General features: G+C 32.6%; 7 protein-coding genes, 1 tRNA gene and 1 pseudogene. 6 read left to right on the top strand and 3 right to left on the bottom strand.

The genetic code is table 11. From position 1 onward, the window contains the following. The coding region (locus tag ACHZC3_RS09155) for a UvrD-helicase domain-containing protein (protein WP_394759562.1) at positions 1-1,904 on the bottom strand (1,904 nt) is incomplete at its 3' end. A 264-nt stretch (positions 1,905-2,168) separates the two neighbouring features. On the opposite strand from ACHZC3_RS09155, the gene ACHZC3_RS09150 reads away from it, so the two are divergent. The 5 genes from ACHZC3_RS09150 (at position 2,169) to ACHZC3_RS09130 (ending at position 7,119) form a co-directional block, all read left to right on the top strand. Continuing rightward, complete coding sequence (locus ACHZC3_RS09150) at positions 2,169-2,774, top strand: superoxide dismutase (protein ID WP_394759561.1); 606 nt, start codon at positions 2,169-2,171, stop codon at positions 2,772-2,774. 168 nt (positions 2,775-2,942) lie between these two features. Further along, entirely contained in the window at positions 2,943-4,868 is a 1,926-nt protein-coding gene (locus ACHZC3_RS09145; protein WP_394759560.1) for a M1 family aminopeptidase, read from the top strand. Between the two features lie 76 nt (positions 4,869-4,944). Continuing rightward, the gene (locus tag ACHZC3_RS09140) at positions 4,945-6,549 is read left to right on the top strand and encodes a site-2 protease family protein (RefSeq protein ID WP_394759559.1); all 1,605 of its coding nucleotides are present in this window, start codon (positions 4,945-4,947) and stop codon (positions 6,547-6,549) included. A gap of 152 nt (positions 6,550-6,701) precedes the next feature. Then, a tRNA-Asn gene (locus ACHZC3_RS09135) sits at positions 6,702-6,775 on the top strand. A 59-nt stretch (positions 6,776-6,834) separates the two neighbouring features. Then, a complete protein-coding gene (locus ACHZC3_RS09130; protein ID WP_394759558.1) occupies positions 6,835-7,119 on the top strand; it encodes a GIY-YIG nuclease family protein in 285 nt (94 codons plus the stop codon). A gap of 16 nt (positions 7,120-7,135) precedes the next feature. Here ACHZC3_RS09130 and ACHZC3_RS09125 read toward each other — a convergent pair whose 3' ends face one another. Beyond that, complete coding sequence (locus tag ACHZC3_RS09125) at positions 7,136-7,729, bottom strand: 2OG-Fe(II) oxygenase (RefSeq protein WP_394759557.1); 594 nt, start codon at positions 7,727-7,729, stop codon at positions 7,136-7,138. Between the two features lie 265 nt (positions 7,730-7,994). Between ACHZC3_RS09125 and ACHZC3_RS09120 the strand changes: the two genes are divergently transcribed. Next, the gene (locus ACHZC3_RS09120) at positions 7,995-8,486 is read left to right on the top strand and encodes a nuclear transport factor 2 family protein (protein ID WP_394759556.1); all 492 of its coding nucleotides are present in this window, start codon (positions 7,995-7,997) and stop codon (positions 8,484-8,486) included. A 95-nt stretch (positions 8,487-8,581) separates the two neighbouring features. On the opposite strand, the pseudogene ACHZC3_RS09115 reads toward ACHZC3_RS09120, so the two are convergent. Next, positions 8,582-8,770 (bottom strand): annotated as a pseudogene (locus ACHZC3_RS09115) (NAD-dependent epimerase); the annotation flags it as partial.

The following is an 8,770-nucleotide window of genomic DNA, read 5'->3' as shown; positions in this document are numbered from 1 at the left end:
TAAATAAAATCGTGTGTTTCAATATTATCTTCAATGTTTTGATCCAAATAATACAAACCATTGGCTAATGATTCGATGTCATTTTTATCATTTAAATACCGAAGCATGTTCAGTATAAACTTTACTTCCGATGAAGCATTTATCAATAAACTTTCCGACGAAATGACTGGGATATCGTTTTCGGTCAAGTAATTTGCCAATAAAACACCATGTTTATTATTTCTAGTAAGTAATACAATTTCGTTAAATGAAAAACCTTCTGTTGCTACTTTTCTGATGGTTTGCAAAGTAGTTTTAAGATAAATGTCATTTTTATTGATGTTTTCTTCGTCTTCTTCTGAAACAAAATCAGCATCAGTTTCTGGAATGAAAGAAATATTTACATAACCTCCGTTTTTAGCATTTGATTGCTGAAAACTGTAATTTTCGTATAAATCTTTGTAATCCTCGTTAGAAAATTTTTGTGATAAAAACTTAAAAAAATCATTATTAAAGGTAATTACCGTATCGAAACTTCGATAATTGGTTTCTAGATTAAAAACCTCTTTGTCTTTATTACTAAATGGATTTTTGAACTTAGTCAAATCTATAAACTGTTCCGCTTTTCCGCCACGCCAACGGTAAATAGATTGTTTTGGATCACCTACAATCATCAGTGAACCTTGAATTCCTTGCAAATCTTCACTCGAAAGCGCATTATCTATTAATGGAATCAGATTTTGCCATTGCATTTCGGATGTATCCTGAAACTCATCGATAAAAAAATGCTTGTACTTTTCGCCCAAACGTTCGTAAATAAATGGTGCTGGTTGGTTTTGAATGTGTTCAAAAATCAGTTTATTAAATTCCGAAATAGACAAAATGTTTTGGTCTTCCTGAATTTTTGCCAATTCGTTACTTACTGTGTTTAGCAACGAAAGTGGCGTAATGTTTTTCAGAAAGGCTTGATAGAAATCCTTCTTTTCATAGTTTTTATAAACCTTATATAAGATATAAATGAGTTCGTCGGCGATTCCTTCAATAACATCTTTGTCTTTTGCATTTTTATTAATAGCAATATCATCGACAGTTCTAAACTTTTTATGTGTTGGTTTGAGTTCACCTCTTTGAATAAAACCCAAATGATTAGGAAAAGTTTCTCTAGAAAAAGATTTTAAATCTATTCCTTGACTGTCAATAAGTAGCACAGCTTCATTCGCTAAATTGATATTTTCGTTTTCTAAAGATTTACAAGTTTCTTCTAATTTTGCTTTAAGCGCAATAAATTCTGGAATGGTTTTGTTTTTGAGTGATAGTATTTCTTCTCGATAATTTTCGTTAAGAATTAATCTTCCTGTATTCATAATTTCGCTCGAAATATCCCACGATTTGTCGTCGTCGGTTTTTTCCATTGTAAAATCGATGAGTAATTTGGTTAATACTTCATCTTCTCCAGCCTGTGCAACAATAGCATCTACGGCTTCTTGCAATAGATTTTCGGTGTCTAATGAAACATCAAAAGTGATGGGCAAGCCTAAATCGAAAGCAAAAGCACGAATTACTTTGTGAGTAAACTTATCGATAGTCGAAATATCGAAAGCGGCGTAATTGTGAATAATATTTTTTATTATCGTCTGCGCTTTGATTTTAATTTGAGAATGATTCAGATTAATCTCTTTTGCTAAATCATCCATTAATTGGATTGATTTTTCCGTAGGATTGTCTTTAGAAAAATCGAAAAGACTGTCTATTATTCTAGTTTTCATTTCGAAAACTGCCTTGTTGGTAAAGGTTATGGCGAGAATATTCTTGTAAGCATCGTTGTGTTTGGCTTTGAGGATAATTTTTAGGTATTCTTTGACCAAAGTGTATGTTTTCCCTGAACCGGCTGATGCGTTGTATATAGAGAATGCAGGTGTTTTCATTTTATAACCACGAATTTTCACGAATTTTCACGAATTCGCAATGTTGAATTAAATAGAGAATTTTGTTTTATGACAACTGCCCTAGCCCCGATTGAAACGAAAATCCTTTTTCTGGCTCCTTTAGCCGGGAAAAGATTGAAGTGTAAAGCGGGAAATAGCTCCTGAAAAATATTTTAATGAAATTATAACTACTTGAAATTTTAATTCCAAAGTTAAATGATTAATTTTGAATTTAAATATACTAATCATTTTAAATATACAATTATGGCTTTCGAATTACCACAATTACCTTATGCATACGATGCATTAGAACCACATATTGATGCGAGAACAATGGAGATTCACCATTCTAAACATCATAATGCTTATACAACAAACTTAAATGCAGCTATTGCAGGAACGGATCTTGAAGGAAAAAGTATTGAAGAAATTTTAAAAAATCTTGATTTGACTAAAGCTGCAGTTCGTAATAACGGTGGTGGGTTTTTTAACCACAATTTATTCTGGACGGTAATGTCGCCAAACGGTGGTGGTTTGCCAACTGGAGAGTTAGCTACTGCGATTGATACTGCTTTTGGAACATTTGCAGATTTTAAAACTGCTTTTGCTAAAGCTGGCGCTACACAATTTGGTTCTGGTTGGGCTTGGCTTTGTGTAAAAGATGGAAAACTAGAAGTTTGCGGAACTCCAAATCAAGACAACACCCTTATGCCTGGCTTAGGTTGTGGTGGAACTCCAATTTTAGGAATGGATGTTTGGGAACACGCTTATTATTTACACTATCAAAATAGAAGACCTGATTATATTGAAGCTTTTTTTAATGTAATAAACTGGAATGAAGTTGCAAGACGTTTTGCAGAAGCGAAATAATAAAGTTTTTATGAATTAAAAGCCAGATTTTTTCTGGCTTTTTTTGTTCGTATTTATACAAAATGGTCATTACTTGATTAAAAAATATGTTATTTATAACAATTTAACAATCATTAAACACAATAAAGAGTAAAAAATATTTAAGTTTGTTTAAACTATTCTATTGATATGAAAAAAATTACTTTACTAATATTACTTCTTACAACAGGCTTTGGGTTTTCTCAAACAGATGGCGTTGTTTTTGAAAAAATGGTAGAAGCTGAAATGAAATCGGCATCAAAAACCATGAATTTAGCTGTAAATCCAAATACATTGAATTATGACTTAACTCATTCAAAATTAGAATTAACAGTTGATCCAGCTATTTATTTTGTAAATGGAAAAGTAACAAATACGTATACAGCACTATCCGATATGACAACAGTCACTTTCGATTTTGCGAATGAGCTAACTGCCAGCTCGGTTAAACTGGGAACAACGAATTTATCATTTGTAGAAAACACAAATGATGAATTGGTCATTACTTTGCCTACAACTCAACTAACAGGAACCTCATCAATTATTGAAATTATTTATTCAGGAGCTCCTCCAGTAAGTGGCTTTAGTGCTTTTGCTGCCGAAACACACAGTGGCACTCCAGTTATGTGGACATTATCTGAACCATATGGCGCACGCGATTGGTGGCCTTGCAAACAAGATTTAAACGATAAAATTACAGCTGTAGATATTTATATTACAGCTCCTTCTGCAAACATTGTTGCTGCAAATGGACTAGAACAATCTCGAACAATAAATGGCGCAAATGCAACCACTCATTTTCATCATAATTATCCTATACCTGCTTATTTAATTGCGTTTGCGGTTACTAATTATCAAACTCACAATCAACAAGGGGGGTTAGGAACGGTTGGAAGTCCATTTTTTCCAATTGTAAATTATATTTATCCGGAAACCGCCACAAGCACAATAACAAGTTTAGCCGTTACACCAACTATTATAAATTTCTACGAAACTATAATTGGGAATTATCCTTTTAGAAACGAAAAGTATGGTCATGCCCAGTTTGGATGGGGTGGCGGAATGGAACACACAACGGTTTCCTTTATGGGAGGCTGGAGCAGAAGCTTAATTGCTCACGAAATGGCACACCAATGGTTTGGCGACAAAATAACCTGCGGTTCTTGGAAAGACATTTGGCTTAATGAAGGTATAACAGAATACATGTCGGGTTGCGTTGTAGAAAACCTTGATGGAGCTGCTAGTTTTGTAACTTGGAAATCAAATAAAATAAATAGTATTACATCCACTCCTGGGGGCAATTTATACTTAACAGATGCTCAATTAACAAATGTAGGTAGGATTTTTAGCAGTCAAATGACTTATAATAAGGGGGCTATGGTTACAAATATGTTACGCTTTAAAATGGGAGATGCTAACTTTTTTCAGGCGTTAAGGAATTATTTATCGGATCCTACATTAGCTTATGCTTATGCAGTTACACCACAATTTCAAGCACATTTAGAAACGGTTTATGGCAGTAGTTTACAAGGATTTTTTGATGACTGGGTTTATAACGAAGGTTATCCAACATATACTATAAATGCGTATAATTCCGGAATTGGTCAAGCAACAGTTCAAATTAGTCAAACACAATCACATGCATCAGTTTCGTTTTTTGAAATGCCAGTTCCAGTTAGATTAACAGGAGCTTCTGGACAACAATTAGATGTGGTTTTAGAAAATACAGTTAACGGACAAAACTTTGTAGTTCCAGTAGGATTTACAATTACTGGCGTGCAATTCGACCCGAATAAAAATATTATTTCTCGCAATAGTACAGCAACGCTTGGGATAGATAATTTTAATTTTGATACCGCAATTCAAATATATCCAAACCCAGTTGTAAATGAATTAACAATCGATTTACCTCAAAGCATGATATTAAACAAAGTGCTTTTTTACAATGCTTTAGGTCAAAAAACATTAGAAACAACTCAAAATAAAATCGATGTTTCGGGTCTTTCAACAGGAATGTACATTGTAAAAATTGAAACTCCCGCTGGTGCTTTTCATAAAAATTTCTTAAAAAAATAATCTCGGCACATATATTGTAAAAAAGTAAGGTGAAAACCTTACTTTTGTTTTTTATACAAAAAATTAAAAATACTAAATGGATACTTTAATACAAATCGCACAAATCTTATTTATACTTTCTGTACTTGTAATTCTTCACGAGTTTGGGCACTATATTACCGCAAGAATGTTTAAAGTTAGAGTTGAAAAATTCTATCTTTTTATGGATGCTGGTTTTTCATTGTTTAAAAAGAAAATAAACGATACCGAATGGGGAATTGGTTGGCTACCTATAGGTGGTTATGTAAAACTATCCGGAATGATGGACGAAAGCATGGATACCGAACAAATGGCACAACCAGCACAACCATGGGAGTTTCGTTCTAAACCGGCTTGGCAACGTTTAATTATTATGTTGGGAGGAATTACAGTAAATATTATTCTGGCTATTTTTATTTATACGATTTTGTTTAGTACCGTTGGACAGAAATACCCTTCGACTGAAAAATATCAAAAAAACGGATTAGCATTTGGGGAAGCGGGAATTGATGCGGGTTTTAGAAATGGTGATAAAATAATTAGTGTAGACGGGAAATCGCAAGTAAAATTTAATCGAATGATTATTGATGTCTTGCTAGGGGATAAAATTGAGGTAGAACGTAATGGTAAAAGGGAAATATTTACAATATCTGATGAACAAAAAAGCAAAATCTTAGGTACAGAAGGAAAAAATTTCATAGCACCAAAAGTTGAATTGTCAACAAAATTTATAGATTCCGTAGATAATTCAAAACAAAAAGTAGCATTAAATATAAAAAAAGGAGATCAAATTTTAGGTTTTAATAATTTTAAGTTTCAATATTATTATCAGTTTCTAGATTCGTTACGCAAAATTAAAAATCAAACAATTTTATTGAATTTAAAAAGAGATACCTTATTAGTAGCTCAAGAAATTGTAATAGATAAAAAAGGAAATTCAGCACTAGATACATTAGTTGGTGTTTCACAAAAAATAAAATTAGATAATGTTATTTTAAAATCTGTCACTAAAGATTCAAATGCGGAAACCGCTGGAGTAAAAAAAGGAGACAAAATTGTTAGTGTAAACGGACATTTTTTAGATCACTTTTCAGAATTTAGTTATAAGCTTAATGAATATAAAAACAAAACAGTTCAAATTGGTGTTATAAGAAACAACAAAGAATTAATTTTAGATTTAAAGGTTGATGAGAAAGGGAAAATAGGAATAGAATTTGATTTAGAAACTAAAAATGAGTTTATAAATATTAATCATTTAAGTTTTGGAAATTCCTTCACAGCTGCCGTAAACGAATCTTACGTTCAATTCATATATAACATCAAACAGTTCAAATTAATTCTACGCCCTAAAACTGGAGCCTACAAGCAAGTAATGAGTCCAATAGGAATCACGCAGCGTTTGCCAAAAGAATGGAACTGGGAGTTTATATGGGGCTTTACGGCTATGTTTTCGATAGGATTGGCATTCATGAATTTGTTGCCCATTCCAGGTCTTGACGGTGGGCATGCTATATTTACCATTGCAGAAATGATTACAGGTAAAACTTTAAGCATAAAAGCAGCAGAAAGAGTTCAAACCGTAGGAATGATTATCTTGCTGAGTTTAATGGCTTTAACCTTCGGGAAAGACATCTATGCTATAATAATGAAGAATTTTTTCTAAAAAAGTAACGTTTTTATTTGCAAATAATAAAAAACGCACTATCTTTGCACCGCTTTAAAAGTGAAAAACACTTTCCTTCTTAGCTCATTCCGATAGCTATCGGAAGGTTAGAGCAAAAGTTCTTAAATTAATGAAAATTAAAATATACAGTTTCCTTCTTAGCTCAGTTGGTTAGAGCATCTGACTGTTAATCAGAGGGTCCTTGGTTCGAGCCCAAGAGAGGGAGCTTTTTAAAAAGCCAGTCGTAAGACTGGCTTTTTTGTTTTACAAAAAAATCTAAATTATATGCATTTTGTATATGTTTTATATTCCCGAAAAACAGATTCCTTTTATATTGGAGAAACTTCTAATATAGAAAATAGGCTACTTTGGCATAACAATAAAGAATTTCAAAAAGCTTATACTAAAATTACTGATGATTGGGGATTGTACTTTCAAATAAATTGTATTGATATTATTCAAGCTAGAAAAATTGAAAATCACATCAAAGCAATGAAAAGTAAAATTTATATAGAAAACTTAAATAAGTTTCCTGAAATAAGCACAAAATTATTAACAAAATATTCTTAGTTAGAAGTTTTTAAAATCAATCTCGCTTCAACCAACCCGTTATACTCATGCGTCTTTCATTGGTGACCAAAACCTCATGAACCAATTCGTTACTTTTGAAGAAAACCGTTTTGCCTTGCGTAGGCGATATTTTCTGATCGTTATCTAACTGATGAATTAATAATTCGCCACCATCATTTTCTTGCCAGTTGGCGTTTAAGTAGCTAATCATCGAGAATTGTCTACTCGAATTATCCTGAAACTGGTCTAAATGTTTCCTGTAAAAACTTCCTGTTTCGTACAAAGAATAATGAAACTCATAACCTGTAATTCCTGCATAACAAGAAATATTTAGATAGTCTATAAAAGCTTCTATTTGTACAAAAAACGCATTTTCGTGTGCGTTATTGTTCTTTTTGTCGAGCCAATAAATCACATCGTTTCGTATCGCCGTGTTGTGTATTAGCTTGTCGGCGTTACCAGTTCCTGCCGTAAGCAATTTATTGTTGTGATGCAGAGAAAGTAAATTTTCTTTGAGGTGGTTGGCTAGTTCGTCACTCAAAAAGTGTTGAGAGATGCCAACTTTATTTTCAATATAAGAGGCAATGAGTGTTTCAAAACTATTTTCCATAAGATTGTTTGACTACCTGAATAGACAAGCAACGGCACAAGGTAGTCTTAATAAACTACAATAGACTTTAATTAACTTTTTTGATTATTCTATTTTAGGAGCACAACATTTTCGTTTCATTTCAAATCATTTCCCGCTTTCCGTTTCAATATTTTCTTTTTTAAAGGAAAAAAGAAAAGGATTTTCACTGTAATCGGGGCTATAATTCAACATTCCAACTTCTTTTAAATTTTTTGATTAATTTAGTACCTCAAAATTCTAACCTATGAAAAAATTACTTTCAATAATTCTGTTCGTTTCTTCATTAACACAAGCCCAAACCAAAGAAACAGCAAAGATAAATTCGGTTTTAGACAATTGGCACAAAGCCGCCGCCGAAGCAAAATTTGATAACTATATGAACATCATGACTGATGATGCCATATACATTGGCACTGATGCCACCGAAAACTGGAACAAAAAAGAGTTTATGGCTTTTGCAAAACCGTATTTCGACAAAGGCAAAGCGTGGAGTTTTACAGCGCTAGAACGTCATGTTTATCTAGATAAATCAGGAAAAACTGCTTGGTTTGATGAGTTATTAAACACCCAAATGAAAATTTGTCGTGGTTCAGGAGTTCTAGAAAAAATAAAAGGCGAATGGAAAATAAAACACTATGTTTTATCGATGACGATTCCTAACGACAACACGAACGAAGTAATTAAAGTTAAAGCACCAATTGAAGACGCTTTGATAGACAAACTAAAAAAGAAGTAAAAACCCATTTTTGTCATTTCGACGAAGGAGAAATCTCATAGCTAAAATTTAAGATTTCTCCTTCGTCGAAATGACAAGGAGTCTTTTTCAAAAAACTAATAAACGTTTTCTTTTAGCTTACTAATCATTTCAAGAGTCATGTTTTTCATATCGAAATCATTTTTCCAACCCCAATCTTTTCTAGCTTCACTATCATCGATACTGGCCGGCCAAGAATCTGCAATTTTTTGACGGAAATCTGGTTCATAATCGATTGTAAAATCTGGAAAGTGTTTCTTAATTTC

Source organism: Flavobacterium sp., assembly GCF_043720215.1.
GTDB lineage: Bacteria > Bacteroidota > Bacteroidia > Flavobacteriales > Flavobacteriaceae > Flavobacterium.
Note: the sequence above shows the minus strand (reverse complement) of the source record. Positions and strands in the feature narration are given on the sequence as shown.